We start from the raw sequence: 13,805 nt of genomic DNA on the forward strand, positions 1-13,805 counted from the left end.
CTCGACCTGTGGGCATCCGGGGCGTACAGTGTGCCCTCAAGGCGAGGACGGACGATGGCGAAGAAGAAAGCCGGCGGGCATCCCCCGCGCGTGCCCAAGAAGCGTTACGAGGCCGAGCTCACGCGGTTGCAGATCGAACTCGTCGAGATGCAGCAGTGGGTCATCGCGACCGGTCGTCGCGTCGTCGTCATCTTCGAAGGGCGCGACGCCGCCGGCAAGGGCGGCGCGATCAAGCGCGTCATGGAATACCTCAATCCGCGGCACGCGCGCATCGTGGCCCTGCCCCAGCCCTCAGAGCGCGAGCGGGGCCAGTGGTACTTCCAGCGCTACATCGAGCGGCTGCCGACCGCAGGTGAGATCGTGCTGATGGATCGCTCGTGGTACAACCGTGCGGGCGTCGAGCGGGTCATGGGCTACTCGACCGACGACGAGTACCAGCGCTTCCTCCGCCAAGTGCCCGTCGTCGAGCGCTTGCTCGTCGACGACGGCATCCTCCTCCTGAAGTACTGGTTCTCGGTCTCCGACGACGTGCAGCAGAACCGCTTCGCCGCGCGGGTCGACGACCCGCTGCGCCGCTGGAAGCTCTCGCCCACCGATCTCGAGTCGATCAAGCGCTGGGAGGACTACTCGCGCGCGAAAGACGCCATGTTCGCCGCGACCGATATTCCCGAGGCGCCGTGGTGGACCATCGAGAGCGACGACAAGCGGGCATCCCGCATCAATCTCATCAGCCACCTGCTCAGTCAGATCCGCCACGAGCGCGCCGACCCCGAGAAGGTCGCGATCCCGGATCGGCCGCCGGCCACGGACTATCAGCGGCCGCCGCGCGAGCAGCACCAGCACGTACCCGACGTCGCGAGCGCTCTCGGTCGTTGAGCACCGAGCCGACTGACCGTGTGACGGTCAGGCCCGCGACGTCATGGAGCGGTCGCTAGCTCGCGACCTCCTCGGTCTTCTCCTCGGTCACCTCTGGCGTCGCCTTCGCCGTCTTGCGCGTCTTGAGAAGGCTCAGCACGGTCGCCACGATGATGGTCGTCGCAATGAACCCGAGTGAGAACCAGATGGGGATCTCGGGGATCCACTTCACCGGCTCGCCGCCGTTGATGAAGGGCAGCTCATTGATCTTGAGGGCGTGCGAGATGAGCTTGAGGCCGATGAACGCGAGAATGACGGCGAGACCCTGAGCGAGGTAGATGAGTCGTTCGAGCAGTCCGCCGATCAAGAAGTAGAGCTGGCGCAGACCCATGAGCGCGAAGGCGTTGGCGGTGAACACGATGTAGGCCTCTTCGGTCAGGCCATAAATGGCCGGAATCGAGTCGACGGCGAAGATCAGGTCGACGAAGCCGATGGCCACGATCACGAGCAGCATGGGAGTGAAGAACCGCTTGCCGTCGATCTTCACCGAGAGCTTGTCACCGTGATACTGATCAACGAACGGCAGGTGCCTGCGGGCGAACTTGACGATGCCGATGTTCTGCGGGTCAGTGTCGTGTGAGGCGAATGCCTGGCGGTACGCGAGTACGAGCAGCAGGGCACCAAAGATGTAGAAGACCCACGAGAAGTTGGAGATGAGCGTCGCGCCGACGGCAATAAAGATGCCGCGCATCACGAGAGCGATCGCGATGCCGATCAGGAGCACCTTCTGCTGATACATCTTGGGCACCGCGAAAGCGGTCATGATGAGCAGAAAGACGAAGACGTTGTCGACCGACAGCGCTTTCTCGGTCAGGTATCCGGCGAAGTACTCACCGCCGAACTGCCACCCCGACACCATGCCGACGCCCACACCGAAGATCAGGGCAAGCGTGATGTAGAACACCGACCACTTGGCCGCTTCGGCGATCGAGGGCTCGTGTGGGGTACGCACATGTGCGTAGAACTCCCAGATGAAGAACGCGACCGTCACCGCGATGGTGATGATCCAGATGAGGGGCGTGACGCCCATAGGGGTGCTCCTTGGTCAATCGACGAATGACCAAGGTCTCTTCCGCCCTGAAGAACCAGGACAAGCCGCCCGGAGCACGGTTGCGTGCTCGTACTGACGAGTCGACTTCGAAGGAATACTCCCCTTGACCCGCCGAGTGTACCTGGTATCGGGGCGCTCACGCTGAACCATGCACGCTGTCGCCCGCTAGCGAAAAACCCCCGCACCACGAGGTCGGGGGTTTTCGCTGAGCACACAGCTCGGCCCTTCATCAGGGCAGTGGCGGTGACGGTGGGATTTGAACCCACGGTGGGCTCAACACCCACACAACTTTTCGAGAGTTGCACCTTCGGCCGCTCGGACACGTCACCGGGGGAGAGTTTAGTACAGGCGGGCGGGCGGGTCGAACCGGCGGGTAGCGGCGGGTGAGCATCCACTCGTCGTGGCTACGATGCGTGCATGACCTGGTCGTTGCGCACGCCGTTCACGAACGCGCGGCGTCGGGCATGGGCGCGACGCGCCCGGCAGCCGGGCGAGCTGCTCTACGTGGCGATCGGCGACTCGGCGGCGCAGGGTGTGGGCGCGCGCCGCATCGACGCGAGCTACGTCGGCCTGCTCGCCGCGCGGCTGCAGCGGCTCACGGGCCGCACGGTGCGCGTCGTCAACCTGTCGCGCTACGGCGCCCGACTCGACGACGCCCTCGAACGGCAGCTGCCGCAGCTCGCGCAGCTCGAACCCGACCTCGTGACCGTCGCGATCGGGGCCAACGACATGGTCGCGCACGACGCCGAGCGCTTCGTCGACGAGTTCGAGCGGTTGCTGGCCGCGCTGCCGCCGCACGCGATCGTCGCCGACCTGCCGTGCTTCCACTTCGGTGACCGTGAACGGGATGCGGTGCACGCCTCGCGCGCGATCGCCGACCTCGTGCGGGCCCGCGGTCTGGCCTTCGCGCCCCTGCACCGCGTCACCGAAAGGCGGCGCGGCTGGGGGTCGTGGCCGGAGTTCGCGTGGGACCAGTTCCACCCCTCGGCGATCGGCTACCGGGTGTGGGAGTCGGCGTTCGCTGGCGCACTCGCGAAGCGAGTGCGCGCCTTGCCTTCAGCGAGTTGATGAGAACCCGTACTAGAGAAAGGAAGTACGTCACTGTGATCGACAAGACGACGATCGCCGCCGAGCTCGCGACGGTCACTGAGCACTGGACCCCGCGCGTGATCGGCCAGGTGAACGACCAGTACGTGAAGGTCGCGAAGCTGCTGGGCGAGTTCGTCTGGCACGCGCACGAGAACGAGGACGAGCTGTTCTGGGTCATCTCGGGCCGGCTGCGCATCCAGCTCGAGGGTCACGACGAGGTCGTGCTCGAACCCGGTCAGTTCTTCGTCGTGCCGCGCGGTGTGCGGCACAACCCGATCGCCGACGAGGAGGTCGAGCTCGTGCTCATCGAGACCGTGACGACCGCCCACACGGGCGATGTGGTCGTCGACCGCACTGTGCCGATCGAGCGGCAGCTGCCGAGCGGTTGACGGTGCATCGTCGGGGTCGGTGGTGCGTCGTAGTCTGAAGCCACCATGGCCAAGCCGACCGCGAACTTCGTCTGCACCGAGTGCGGCTGGACGACCCTGAAGTGGGCCGGTCGGTGCGGCGAGTGCCAGCAATGGGGCACCGTCATCGAGAAGGATGCGCCGACGCGGCACACCGCGCCGGCCCGGGTTGCCGAGGGCCGGGCCGCGCGCCCCATCACCGAGATCGAGCCGCGCGAGCGCAGCCACACGCCCACGGGCATCGCCGAGTTCGACCGGGTGCTCGGCGGCGGCATCGTGCCCGGCGCCGCCATCCTGCTGTCGGGCGAGCCCGGGGTCGGCAAGTCGACGCTGCTGCTCGAGGTCGCCGCGCGCGCCGCGAAGCTCGGCCAGCGCGTGCTCTACGTGAGCGCCGAGGAGTCGGTGGCGCAGGTGCGGCTGCGCGCCGGGCGCACGGGCGCCCTGACGCCCGAGCTGTACCTCGCGAGCGAGACCGATCTCGCCACGATCCTCGGCCAGATCGACGAGGTGCAGCCCGCCCTCGTGATCGTCGACTCGGTGCAGACCGTCGCCTCCTCGCTCGTCGACGGCCTCGCGGGCGGGGTCAGCCAAGTGCGGGAGGTCGCGGCGACGCTCATCCGCGTCGCGAAGGACCGCGACATCCCCGTCGTTCTCGTCGGCCACGTGACGAAAGACGGCACGATCGCCGGCCCGCGCCTGCTCGAGCACCTCGTCGACGTCGTGTGCCAGTTCGAGGGCGACCGCCAGACGGCGCTGCGCTTCGTGCGCGCACTCAAGAACCGCTTCGGCCCGACCGACGAGGTCGGCTGCTTCGAGATGACGGGCGACGGCATCGCCGAGGTCGCCGACCCGTCGATCCTCTTCCGCTCGGGGTCGACCACGCCCGTGAGCGGCACGTGCGTCGCCATCGCGATGGAAGGCCGCCGTGCGCTGCCCGTCGAGGTGCAGGCGCTCATCGTCGCCTCGAACGCCCCCCAGCCCCGGCGCGTCGTCAACGGCGTCGACTCGTCGCGCGTCGCCATGCTGCTCGCCGTGCTCGAGCGCCGCTGCGGCATGCCACTCAGCGGGTTCGACGTGTACGTCTCGACTGTGGGCGGCATCCGCCTGACCGAGCCCGCGGCCGACCTCGCGATCGCGCTGGCCGTCGCGAGCGCCCGCCGCGAGAAGGCGCTGGATGCTCACCTCGCCGCCATCGGAGAGATCAGTCTTGCCGGCGAGATCCGCGCGGTGTCGGGCGCCGCGCAGCGCGCCGCGGAAGGCGCGCGCCTCGGCTACACCACGGTGGTCGACGCCTCGGCGCTGCACCTGCGCGAGGCGGTGCGGCTCGCGTTCGCGAGCGCCCACGACGAGAAGCTCGACGTTCCCGAGTTCTGAGCGCGCCCGCGCGGGCAGTGTCACCAGCCTCGCCACCGCGGGCAGCGGTCAGCGGGTCGGGCCACCACGCGGTGCACGTCAGGTCACCGCAGGCCGCCCGTCAGGTCACCTCACGCCGCTCGTCAGGTCACCTCACCCCGCTCGTCAGGTCACCGCGGGTGCCACGTTTCTGACGTCGGGTGCGCGACATCGGCGCGAGGCGCGGGCGTCGACGCCGAACACGTGTACTTCGGTCGAGACTGTGCGCCGCGGCGCACGTCGCCAGCCGGAACGCACGGCATTGGCCGGCCGACGACGCAGCCCCCCGCCGATCCGACCGCTGCCGAGCGACTACTCGGCGGCAAGACGCAGCGCGTCGAGCACGTCCTGCGGCTCGGCCTGCATCGCGTGCGGGCCCGCGACGTCGAACCAGACGGCCTCGAGCACGCCGATGTTCTGCTCGAGGAATTCGCGCAGCGTCGCGCCGTCGTACGGCAGCACCCGGTGCTCGGGCTCGTCGGGCACCATCGCGATGTAGGTCTGCGGGCTCGAGAAGAGCAGCAGCATGTACTTGTCGGACTCGCCGCGGCGGAACACCCGCACCTGTGCCGGGCCCTCGGTGATGAGCAACGGGACGATGACGCGGTCGTTGCGCAAGGCGAACGCCACGGCGGCGGCGTCTTGACGTTCGAGGGCGGCATCCAGTCGCTGCTCGGGCGGGAGCAGCGAGGGCGGGAGCGGGGCCAGGTGACCGGAGGCGGTGCGGCGCGGCTGCGAGGAGCCGGGGCGTTTCGCGGGCTTCTTCTTGGGCATCCTGAACAGCCTACGGGGGCTAGTTGAGGATGAAGGGGCGGTCGCCGTCGCCCTCGAACTCGCCGACGCTCACGCTCAGCCGGTAGGTCGCGCCGCCCGCCACGACGGGGTCGCGCTCGGCGTCGCAGTCGTCGGCGCTCGAGCGCGTGCGGCTCCACGCGAAGGGCGAGCTCGACAGCGGCTCACCGGGCTCGAGGGTCACCTCGGCCGGCACACCCGGCTGCTGGCAGTCGGCCGAGGCCCAGATGCGGTCGCTGCCCGAGGTGATGACGTACGACTGCACGTCGCTGCCCGCCTGCATGGTGCACGGCGCGGTGCCCGTGTTGAGCAGCGTCAGCGACAGCAGGGGCTGCTCGCCCGAGGGGTACGAGGCCGCGTCGGTGACCGGCGTCACGGTGACCTGCTCGGGCGTGCACGCGGTGACATCGCCGGCGGTGAGCGGGTCGCCCGCCGCTGCGGTCTCGCTCGTCGTCGGCTCGGGGGTCGGCTGCTCGGCGGGCGCGCCGGTGCCGGGCCGCACGATGATGAGCACGATGATCAGGATGACCGCGAGCGCGACGATGCCCACGACGATGCGGCGGCGCCAGTAGATCTCTGGCGGCAGCGGCCCGACAGGGTTGCGGATCGTCGACATGCCGCCAGGGTAGGCCCGGTTCGGGGCGACGGCGGGATGCTCGCTCGGCGTGTGCCCGAACGCTCAGGGGTCTCTACAGAACCTTGAGCATGCGCGTGTTGCCGAGCGTGTTCGGCTTCACGCGCGAGAGGTCGAGGAACTCGGCGACACCTTCGTCGGGCGAGCGCACGAGCTCGGCGTAGACCTCCGGGTCGACGAGCAGCTGTTCGTCGATGGGCGCGAAGCCGTGGCGAGCGAAGAAGTCGACCTCGAACGTCAGGCAGAACAGCCGCTGCAGGCCGAGGTCGCGCGCGTCGTCCTCGAGGCTCGCCAGGAGTGCGTGGCCCACACCGCGCCCGCGCCACGCATCGCTCGCCGCGAGCGTGCGGATCTCGCCCAGGTCTTCCCAGATGACGTGCACAGCACCGCACCCGATGACCTCGCCCGTCGCATCATCGACGGCGACGCGAAACTCCTGCAGCGACTCGAAGAACACGACGAGCTCTTTGCCGAGCAGGATCCGCTGCCGCACGAGAGGCTCGACGAGCTGCTTGATGGCGCGCACGTCGCTCGTGCGCGCGCGCCGCACGCTGAACCCGGTCGATGTCACGTCGCAAGCCTACGGCCGCCGCACGCCGAAGCGCCCCGCCCGGGGTGACCGGACGGGGCGCTGACGGGGTGCGAGCATCCGGCGATCGGATGCGGGGCGCGGGCTACTCGACGGGCGGCAGCTCGTCCGCTCCGATCGACGCCGAGGCGGTCGCCCCGGCCTCGACCGCCGCGAGCTCCTTGCGCGTGGTGGCGAAGGTGAAGGCCCCGTCGACGTAGTCGACCGCGACGTGGTCGCCCGCGTTGAGGTCGCCGTGCAGGATTCGCTCGCTCAGCGCGTCTTCGATCTCGTGCTGCACCGCGCGCCGGAGCGGGCGGGCACCCATCGTCGGATCCCAGCCGACCTTGATCAGCTGAGCCTTGGCGGCGTCGCTCACCTCGATCGTCATGTCGCGGTCGAGCAGGCGCTCGCGCAGGCGCTTCACGAAGAGGTCGACGATCTGCAGCAGCTCGTCCTGGTTCAGCTGCGGGAAGACGATCGTCTCGTCGACGCGGTTGAGGAACTCGGGCTTGAAGTGCTTCTTGAGCTCTTCGACGACCTTCGCGCGCATGGCCGAGTACGACGCCGCGGCGTTGCCCTCGAGCGTGAAGCCCACCGGACCACCCGTGATGTCTTTCGTGCCGAGGTTGGTCGTCATGATGATGACCGTGTTCTTGAAGTCGACGACGCGGCCCTGACCATCGGTCAGGCGACCCTCTTCGAGCACCTGCAGCAGCGAGTTGAAGATGTCAGGGTGCGCCTTCTCGATCTCGTCGAAGAGCACGACGCTGAACGGCTTGCGGCGCACCTTCTCGGTGAGCTGGCCGCCCTCCTCGAATCCGACGAACCCGGGAGGGGCACCGAAGAGACGCGAGACGGTGTGCTTCTCGCCGTACTCCGACATGTCGAGCGCGATGAGCGCGCCCTCGTCGTCGAACAGGAACTCGGCGAGCGCCTTGGCGAGCTCGGTCTTTCCGACACCCGTGGGACCGGCGAAGATGAACGAGCCGCTCGGGCGCTTCGGGTCTTTCAGGCCCGCGCGTGTGCGGCGGATCGTCTTGGCGAGCACCGAGATCGCCTCTTCCTGGCCGATGACCCGCTGGTGCAGGGCCTTCTCCATGAAGATGAGGCGGCTCGACTCCTCCTCCGTCAGCTTGAAGACGGGGATGCCCGTGGCCTGGGCGAGCACCTCGGCGATGACGCCCTCGTCGACGGTGCCGCTCGCGGCGACCTCACCGGCGCGCCACTGCTTCTCGAGACGCAGCCGCTCACCGAGCAGCTTCTTCTCGTCGTCCCGAAGCGAAGCGGCCTTCTCGAAGTCCTGGTTCTCGATCGCCAGTTCCTTCTCGGTGCGCACGCCGGCGATCTTCTCGTCGAACTCCCGCAGCTCGGGCGGCGCCGACAGGATCGAGAGACGCAGGCGGGCGCCGGCCTCGTCGATCAGGTCGATCGCCTTGTCGGGCAGGAAGCGGTCTTGCACGTAGCGGTCGGCCAGGTTCACCGCGGCGACGATCGCGCCATCGGTGATCGAGACCTTGTGGAACGCCTCGTACTTGTCGCGAAGCCCCTTGAGGATGTTGATTGCGTGCGGCAGCGAGGGCTCGTTGACCTGCACGGGCTGGAAGCGGCGCTCGAGCGCAGCATCCTTCTCGAAGTGCTTGCGGTACTCGTCGAGCGTGGTCGCTCCGATGGTCTGCAGCTCGCCGCGGGCCAGCAGCGGCTTCAGGATGCTCGCCGCATCGATCGCGCCCTCGGCGGCACCCGCACCGACGAGGGTGTGGATCTCGTCGATGAAGACGATGATGTCGCCGCGCGTGCGGATCTCCTTCGTGACCTTCTTCAGGCGCTCCTCGAAGTCACCGCGGTAGCGGCTGCCGGCGATGAGCGAACCGAGGTCGAGCGAGTACAGCTGCTTGTCCTTCAGCGTCTCGGGCACCTCGCCCTTGACGATGGCCTGGGCGAGGCCCTCGACGACGGCGGTCTTGCCGACGCCGGGCTCGCCGATCAGCACGGGGTTGTTCTTCGAGCGGCGCGAGAGAATCTGCATGACCCGCTCGGCCTCCTTCTCGCGCCCGATGACGGGGTCGAGCTTGCCTTCGCGCGCGGCCGCGGTGAGGTTGCGGCCGAACTGGTCGAGCACCTGCGAGCCCTTGTCGGGGCTGGGGCTGTCGCCACCGACAGCGACGGCCTCTTTGCCCTGGTAGCCCGAGAGCAGCTGGATGACCTGCTGGCGCACGCGGTTGAGGTCGGCGCCGAGCTTGACGAGCACCTGCGCGGCGACACCCTCGCCCTCGCGAATGAGTCCGAGCAGAATGTGCTCGGTACCGATGTAGTTGTGGCCGAGCTGCAGGGCTTCACGAAGCGAGAGCTCGAGCACCTTCTTGGCGCGCGGCGTGAACGGGATGTGCCCGGTCGGCTGCTGCTGCCCCTGGCCGATGATGTCTTGCACCTGCTCGCGCACGGCGTCGAGCGAGATGTTGAGCGACTCGAGCGCCTTCGCGGCGACGCCTTCGCCCTCGTGGATCAGGCCGAGGAGGATGTGCTCGGTACCGATGTAGTTGTGGTTGAGCATCTTGGCTTCTTCTTGCGCCAGCACCACCACACGACGGGCCCGGTCAGTGAACCGTTCGAACATCTCGCACTCTCCTCACGCGATTCCGACGCAGGATGCGGAGCCGCTGTATCGAGGGTAACCAGCGCACCCCTGCAGAACTGCCCGTGTTCGCCGTGGGCGTGACGGGGGTTGCCTCGGGCGCATCCCGCCGATACCGTATCGATTATCGTTATTAACGATTACCGATACGAAGGAGCAACCATGACCACCCTCGGTGCCTCACCGACTCGAATGCCGTCACCCGGCGACCGCGCTGCCATCGGCTTCTTCATGGCGTCGGGCGTGGGCATCGTCGTATGGGCGATCACCGCAGCGGTGATCCGCATCAGCGCAGCGCTCAGCGACTCGAGCATCTCGGTGCTCGCCGAGTTCGCCGGCACACCCGCCCAGGCGCCCATAGGGCCGAACGGCGCGCTCGTCGAGGTCGAACTCGACCGCGCTGTACTGAGCACGACCGAACTGCCGACGGCCTCGCTCGTGTCGCTCGTCATCAGCGATGTGCTCGCCGCCACGACCATCACGCTCGTCGTCGCCTGCCTGCTCGCGCTCAGCACCGCGGTGCTCCGCGGCGCGATCTTCTCCCGGCGCAACACGATTCTCGTGAGCACGGCCGGCATCGCCGTGCTCATCGGTGCGGCGTCGACACTCTTCTTCGCGAATATGGCGGCCAACGGTGCGTTCGCGGCCATCTCGAACGGCGAGTTCGACAACGTCGTCATCGCGGTCGATCTGCTGCCCTACGCCATCGGCGCGTTCGTGGTCGCCCTGATCACCACGGCGTTCAGCGTCGGCGAGCGGCTGCAGCGCGAGACGGACGGGCTGGTCTGATGAGCCCAGCGGTCTCCGATGAGGAGGAGACGGGCATCCACTGCCGGCTCGACGAGCTGCTCGAGCAACGCGGCATGACGCTCACCAGGTTGAGCGAGCTCGTCGGCGTGAGCATCGTCAACCTCTCGGTGCTCAAGAACGACCGCGCTCGGGCCATCAGGTTCTCGACGCTGCGGGCGATCTGCGAGGCGCTCGACTGCGAGGTCGGCGACCTGCTCGTCGTCGAGCGCTGACAGGCCGGACCCGCGCCCGCGGTGTTGCTCGTTCAGGAAGCACGGTCGAAAGACGTACTCCACCGGCGTGTCGAGGGCATCCCGGGCCGTGTCAGCTCGATCTTCCTGAACGAGCAACACCGGCGGCGGCGCAGGCGACAGGAGCAGTGAGGTCAGGCCGACGTAGGGTGTCGATGTGAGCAACCTCGAGACCGAGCCGGCCGAGCTCGTCAGCCACGACGGGCCCGCGGCGGGCATCCAGGTGCTCGAACCGCGCGAGGTGCCGCTCGGCGGCCCGCGCGCGATGACTGTGCGCCGCACGCTGCCGCAGCGCGAGCGCAGCCTCATCGGCGCCTGGTGCTTCGTCGACCACTACGGCCCCGATGACGTCGCTGAGACGGGCGGCATGTCGGTGCCGCCGCATCCGCACACGGGGCTGCAGACCGTGAGCTGGCTCTTCGAGGGCGAGGTCGAGCACCGCGACTCCACTGGCGCGCACGCGATGGTGCGACCGGGCGAGGTCAACCTCATGACGGCGGGCCAGGGCATCCAGCACTCCGAGGTCTCGACGCCCGCGACGACCCGCTTGCACGGTGCGCAACTGTGGGTCGCCCTGCCCGACCGCGACCGGCACACGCGGCCCTTCTTCGAGCACGCCGAGCCCGAGCCGTTCACCGTGGGCGCGGCGACCCTCCGCGTGTTCGTCGGCGAGCTGGCCGGCTCGGCGAGCCCCGTGCACACCTTCACGGCCCTTGTCGGCGCGCAGCTCGACCTGCCGGCCGGGGCGAGCGTCGACCTACCCGTCGACCCCCGCTTCGAGCACGGCCTGCTGGTGGATGCGGGCACCGCCCACCTCGACGGCGTCGAGATCCCCGGCGCCCACCTCGGCTACGCGGCCCCCGGTCGCTCGTCGGTGCGGATCGCGGCCGGCGACGCCCCCCTGCGCGCGCTGCTGCTGGGCGGCGAGCCGCTCGGCGAGCCCATCGTCATGTGGTGGAACTTCATCGCGCGCGACCACGACGAGATCGTGGCGTTCCGCGAGCAGTGGCAGGCCGAGGTGATCGACGGCGGCACGCTCGACGGTCGATTCGGCACGGTCGATGGCTGGGACCACGCGCTGCCCGCCCCGGTCATGCCCGACGTGCGACTGCGGCCGCGCGACTAAGCAGCCCCGCGCGACTGAGCGCTGCGAGCGCGCGATCGGCGCCGCCGACCGAGCGCGGCTACCGCCCGCGCGGCAGCTGCACCGACGGCAGCGTCTCACCCGGCACGGCGAGCGCGTGCCACGAGAAGCGCTCGGCCAGCAGTTCGCACGCGCGCACGGAGCGCAGGCTGTTGCCCTGCGCATCCAGCAGCGGGCTGTAGAGGCCGAGCCCGAACGTCGCCGGGCTCGCGGTGATGACCCCGCCCGCGACACCGCTCTTGGCCGGGCTGCCGACGCGCAGCATCCACTCGCCCGATGCGTCGTACATGCCGCACGTCGCCATGACGGTCAGCACGTGCCGCGCCACGTCGCTGCTCATGGTGCGCACGCCCGTGACGGGGTTCACGCCGCCGCACGCGAGGGTCGCCGCCATGACGGCGAGGTCGTCCGCGGTGACGAGCACGGCGCACTGGCGCAGGTACACCCACAGCGTCTCGTCGACGTCGGCCGTGAGCGAGCCGGCGCTGCGCATGAGGTAGCCGAGGGCCCGGTTCATGTCGGCGGTCTCGAGCTCGGCGGCGAAGACGCCCTCGTCGACGGTGAGGTCGCGCCCTGCGCACGCGCTCATGAGGCTCAGGATGCGCCCGAAGCGCCCCGCCGCCGAGTCGCCGGCGACGAGCGAGCAGGTGACGATGGCGCCCGCGTTGATCATGGGGTTGTCGGGTCGGCCCGTGTCGGCTTCGAGCGAGATGGCGTTGAAGCGCTCGCCGCTCGGCTCGCAGCCGACGCGCTCGAGCACGGCGTCGAGCCCGCGGTCGGCGAGCGCGAGGGCGAAGGCGAACACCTTCGAGATCGACTGGATCGAGAAGTGCTCGGCGTGGTCGCCGGCCGACCACAGGCGGCCCTCAGGGCTGCAGACCGCGAGGCCGAAGCGGCTGGGGTCGGCGAGCAGCAGCGGCGGGATGTAGCCGGCGAGCTCGCCCTCGTCGAGGGGCGCGAGCTCGCGGTGAACGGCGTCGAGCGTGGCGGCGACGGGGTCGAGCTCGGTCATGGTCGTCAGCCTGCCAGGGGGCGCTACTCGTGGGGGTCGGGTCGCGCGGCGAGGCGCGCGCGCTCTTCGGCCTCGATCTCGGAGTAGGTCTCGCGTTCGGAGCGGTCGGCGCGGATGATCGCGCGCATGGCGAACCAGAAGATGAGCCCGATCACGATCGTCGGGGTCACCGAGAAGATCGCGTTGCCCCAGAAGTCTTCCGGCATGCCATCAAGGATACGTCGGTGCGGCTGAGGCCAGCACCGCGTGGTCAGCTGACGAGGCGGCGGCGTGCCCACAGGCCGAAGCCGAGCACGACGAGGGCGACGACGGCCGTCGTGGCGAGCACGGCGGGGCCGAGCAGACCGAGGCTGGCTTCGAGCGGTGTGGCGGCGAGCACCGCGGGAAGGGTCCCGGGGCGGTCATCGCCGCCGAGCGCCTCCGTGGGCAGCTGGAACCCGTCGGTCGATTCGCCATTCGTGACGGCGTTGTTGACGGTGATGTCGCCCACGACCGTCGAGAGTCGGCCACCGTCGGCGATCGCCGTCAGGCAGTAGGCGCCGTCGGGCACCGCCGTGGTCGAGAGCGTCGCCGAGAATCGCGACTCGGCGAGCTCGAGGCGCTCCTCGATGACGGGCGAGCCGCAGTCGCCGAGCGACTGGGGGGCGAGCCCGAGCACGAGGTCGACCTCGGTGGCGCCGACGATCGTGCCTTCGATGGCGAGGTCGCCGCCGACGGCGGTGCCCGCGAGCGGGGTGTCGATGCGCAACGACTCGGCCGCGAAGCCGGGGCTCGCCATGAGCACGGTGGTGAGCACCGCGATGGGGATGCCGGCGGCAACTGCGCGGAGACGGTGAGAGATCATGAGATCGCCGTTCGGGTCGGGCGATGCGCGCGGGCTCGGGGAAGCATCCGCGCGAATTCGGGTATCGGGTGCCCTCAGGCTAAGGCGGTCCCGGCGCGTGCGCAGTCCCCCGTCCGGGGGGCGAGGTCGGCTCAGCCCTTGGCGATGATGCCGATGACACCCGAGAGCAGCAGGTAGGCGCCGATGGCGCCCACAACGAGCCACAGGGCCAGCCGGTTCATGCTGATGGCGGGCTTCTTCTCGTCGTCGCCGGGCAGCTTCAGCTCGTCTTTCGCCATGCCG

Annotated in this window: 16 protein-coding genes and 1 tRNA gene; 7 read left to right on the forward strand and 10 right to left on the reverse strand. The window is 69.3% G+C overall.

The window, feature by feature from the left end:
• Window positions 1-54: 54 nt before the first annotated feature.
• Complete coding sequence (ppk2, locus tag NNL39_RS04035) at window positions 55-876, forward strand: polyphosphate kinase 2 (RefSeq protein ID WP_255160414.1); 822 nt, start codon at window positions 55-57, stop codon at window positions 874-876.
• 55 nt (window positions 877-931) lie between these two features.
• On the opposite strand, the gene NNL39_RS04040 is transcribed toward ppk2, so the two are convergent.
• Both NNL39_RS04040 and NNL39_RS04045 read right to left on the reverse strand, forming a co-directional pair.
• Entirely contained in the window at window positions 932-1,945 is a 1,014-nt protein-coding gene (locus NNL39_RS04040) for a TerC family protein (protein ID WP_255160415.1), read from the reverse strand.
• A gap of 259 nt (window positions 1,946-2,204) precedes the next feature.
• Window positions 2,205-2,295 (reverse strand) — tRNA-Ser (locus NNL39_RS04045).
• An 88-nt stretch (window positions 2,296-2,383) separates the two neighbouring features.
• On the opposite strand from NNL39_RS04045, the gene NNL39_RS04050 reads away from it, so the two are divergent.
• Genes NNL39_RS04050 through radA form a run of 3 tightly spaced genes read left to right on the forward strand, consistent with a single transcriptional unit; the run spans window position 2,384 to window position 4,836 of the window.
• Complete coding sequence (locus NNL39_RS04050) at window positions 2,384-3,034, forward strand: SGNH/GDSL hydrolase family protein (protein ID WP_255160416.1); 651 nt, start codon at window positions 2,384-2,386, stop codon at window positions 3,032-3,034.
• 35 nt (window positions 3,035-3,069) lie between these two features.
• Window positions 3,070-3,444: a cupin domain-containing protein gene (locus NNL39_RS04055; protein WP_255160417.1), complete on the forward strand. Its 375-nt coding sequence runs from the start codon at window positions 3,070-3,072 to the stop codon at window positions 3,442-3,444.
• 45 nt (window positions 3,445-3,489) lie between these two features.
• Complete coding sequence (gene radA, locus NNL39_RS04060) at window positions 3,490-4,836, forward strand: DNA repair protein RadA (protein ID WP_255160418.1); 1,347 nt, start codon at window positions 3,490-3,492, stop codon at window positions 4,834-4,836.
• Between the two features lie 330 nt (window positions 4,837-5,166).
• On the opposite strand, the gene NNL39_RS04065 is transcribed toward radA, so the two are convergent.
• The 4 genes from NNL39_RS04065 to NNL39_RS04080 form a co-directional block, all read right to left on the reverse strand.
• Window positions 5,167-5,628, reverse strand: coding sequence for an SseB family protein (locus NNL39_RS04065; protein ID WP_255160419.1), 462 nt, complete (start codon window positions 5,626-5,628; stop codon window positions 5,167-5,169).
• Window positions 5,629-5,647: 19 nt separating this feature from the next.
• Window positions 5,648-6,262: a DUF4232 domain-containing protein gene (locus NNL39_RS04070; protein ID WP_255160420.1), complete on the reverse strand. Its 615-nt coding sequence runs from the start codon at window positions 6,260-6,262 to the stop codon at window positions 5,648-5,650.
• 73 nt (window positions 6,263-6,335) lie between these two features.
• Window positions 6,336-6,851, reverse strand: a complete 516-nt coding sequence (locus NNL39_RS04075; RefSeq protein WP_255160421.1) for an amino-acid N-acetyltransferase — start codon at window positions 6,849-6,851, stop codon at window positions 6,336-6,338.
• 103 nt (window positions 6,852-6,954) lie between these two features.
• Entirely contained in the window at window positions 6,955-9,465 is a 2,511-nt protein-coding gene (locus NNL39_RS04080; RefSeq protein ID WP_255160422.1) for an ATP-dependent Clp protease ATP-binding subunit, read from the reverse strand.
• A 180-nt stretch (window positions 9,466-9,645) separates the two neighbouring features.
• Between NNL39_RS04080 and NNL39_RS04085 the strand changes: the two genes are divergently transcribed.
• The 3 genes from NNL39_RS04085 to NNL39_RS04095 all read left to right on the forward strand — a co-directional run bounded on the left by NNL39_RS04085 (window position 9,646) and on the right by NNL39_RS04095 (window position 11,649).
• Entirely contained in the window at window positions 9,646-10,272 is a 627-nt protein-coding gene (locus NNL39_RS04085; protein ID WP_255160423.1) for a DUF2975 domain-containing protein, read from the forward strand.
• Window positions 10,272-10,505, forward strand: coding sequence for a helix-turn-helix domain-containing protein (locus tag NNL39_RS04090; protein ID WP_255160424.1), 234 nt, complete (start codon window positions 10,272-10,274; stop codon window positions 10,503-10,505). The genes NNL39_RS04085 and NNL39_RS04090 overlap by 1 nt, the downstream gene beginning before the upstream one ends.
• Before the next feature lie 175 nt (window positions 10,506-10,680).
• Window positions 10,681-11,649 carry a pirin family protein gene (locus NNL39_RS04095; RefSeq protein ID WP_255160425.1) on the forward strand — a complete coding sequence of 323 codons (969 nt, stop codon included), beginning with the start codon at window positions 10,681-10,683 and terminating at the stop codon, window positions 11,647-11,649.
• Window positions 11,650-11,707: 58 nt separating this feature from the next.
• On the opposite strand, the gene glsA is transcribed toward NNL39_RS04095, so the two are convergent.
• From glsA to NNL39_RS04115, 4 genes are all read right to left on the reverse strand, one after another.
• Entirely contained in the window at window positions 11,708-12,679 is a 972-nt protein-coding gene (glsA, locus tag NNL39_RS04100) for a glutaminase A (protein ID WP_255160426.1), read from the reverse strand.
• Window positions 12,680-12,702: 23 nt separating this feature from the next.
• Window positions 12,703-12,885 carry a hypothetical protein gene (locus NNL39_RS04105; protein WP_255160427.1) on the reverse strand — a complete coding sequence of 61 codons (183 nt, stop codon included), beginning with the start codon at window positions 12,883-12,885 and terminating at the stop codon, window positions 12,703-12,705.
• Between the two features lie 44 nt (window positions 12,886-12,929).
• Window positions 12,930-13,523 carry a hypothetical protein gene (locus NNL39_RS04110; RefSeq protein ID WP_255160428.1) on the reverse strand — a complete coding sequence of 198 codons (594 nt, stop codon included), beginning with the start codon at window positions 13,521-13,523 and terminating at the stop codon, window positions 12,930-12,932.
• Window positions 13,524-13,654: 131 nt separating this feature from the next.
• The gene (locus NNL39_RS04115) at window positions 13,655-13,801 is read right to left on the reverse strand and encodes a hypothetical protein (RefSeq protein WP_255160429.1); all 147 of its coding nucleotides are present in this window, start codon (window positions 13,799-13,801) and stop codon (window positions 13,655-13,657) included.
• Window positions 13,802-13,805 lie beyond the last annotated feature (4 nt).

It is taken from the genome of Microcella humidisoli (assembly GCF_024362325.1).
Taxonomy (GTDB): domain Bacteria; phylum Actinomycetota; class Actinomycetes; order Actinomycetales; family Microbacteriaceae; genus Microcella; species Microcella humidisoli.